Source organism: Achromobacter sp. DH1f, assembly GCF_000633435.1.
Lineage (GTDB): Bacteria > Pseudomonadota > Gammaproteobacteria > Burkholderiales > Burkholderiaceae_B > Achromobacter > Achromobacter deleyi.
In genome coordinates this window covers 1-808 of the sequence record NZ_AYMF01000045.1, presented here as the reverse complement: position 1 = coordinate 808, position 808 = coordinate 1, and the positions used below count along the sequence as shown (strand labels likewise).

The window sequence follows — 808 nt, the reverse complement described above, 5'->3', positions numbered from 1 at the left end:
GCGAGGCGCTGCGGCGCTGGGTCACCGGCAGGCCGATGCGCGGCCGCATCTTCACGATGCAGCCAGGCTCGGTCACCCGCGCTTTCATCAGGGCCCGACGCCGCGCCCGCCTGCGCTACGAGTCCATGTGCCGCCAGTACGGCCGGCGCCCGAACACCGCGTATTTTCGCGATCTGCGGTTCCATGACCTGCGCCATGAAGGCACGTCGCAGATGGCCTCCGTGTTCGCGATCCACGAACTGGCGAAGGTCAACGGCAACGTCGATACCCGGATGCTGCTGCGCTACTACCACCCTCACGGGCGGGAGCTGGCGCAGAAACTGACCCGCAGTCCGCTGGGCCGGCGCCAACTGGAGGAAATGCGCCGTGAACGCGAGGGCGAACTCGACGCGCTTGCCTTGGCGGCGTAAGGCCTAGGCGGCTGCAACCGGCTGCGAGGCCGGCGGCTTGGGCGCCACTTCGGTCAGCCACGCCGGCAGCGGTCTCCAACCGGGATAGCTGACGTTGCCGTCAACGCCGGCATGCTCGGCGCCGATCGAATACGGCGCCCCCGACTCCACCACCCACAACGGCGTGGTGCGATAGTCCTCGACCATCGTCCAAGCATCCCCGACGCGCCGCGGCCATTGGCCTTGTGCCGGCTGCGGCGGCGCGTCTTCGTGAGCGCCGAAGGGGATGTTGAACTTGCCGGGCGTCAGCGCCAGCTCGTTGGCGAGGGTTTGATACAGGAACAAGCCGTTGTCGTCGGCTTGGAAGACTTCTTTTTGCATGGTTTTTTCCTAGAAATGTAATTTGCACTGCAAATGCG

1 protein-coding gene and 1 pseudogene are annotated in these 808 nt (G+C 66.0%); one reads left to right on the top strand and one right to left on the bottom strand.

Annotation, left to right across the window (positions count from 1 at the left end; genetic code table 11):
* A pseudogene (locus U858_RS0131460) lies at positions 1 to 410 on the top strand (site-specific integrase); the annotation flags it as partial.
* Between the two features lie 3 nt (positions 411 to 413).
* Here U858_RS0131460 and U858_RS0131455 read toward each other — a convergent pair.
* Positions 414 to 770: a hypothetical protein gene (locus U858_RS0131455; protein WP_025141083.1), complete on the bottom strand. Its 357-nt coding sequence runs from the start codon at positions 768 to 770 to the stop codon at positions 414 to 416.
* Positions 771 to 808: the final 38 nt, after the last annotated feature.

Bases quoted from the DNA above. Each gene is read 5' to 3' on its own strand.
- U858_RS0131455 (WP_025141083.1), bottom strand. From the start codon at position 770: ATGCAAAAAGAAGTCTTCCAAGCCGACGACAACGGCTTGTTCCTGTAT.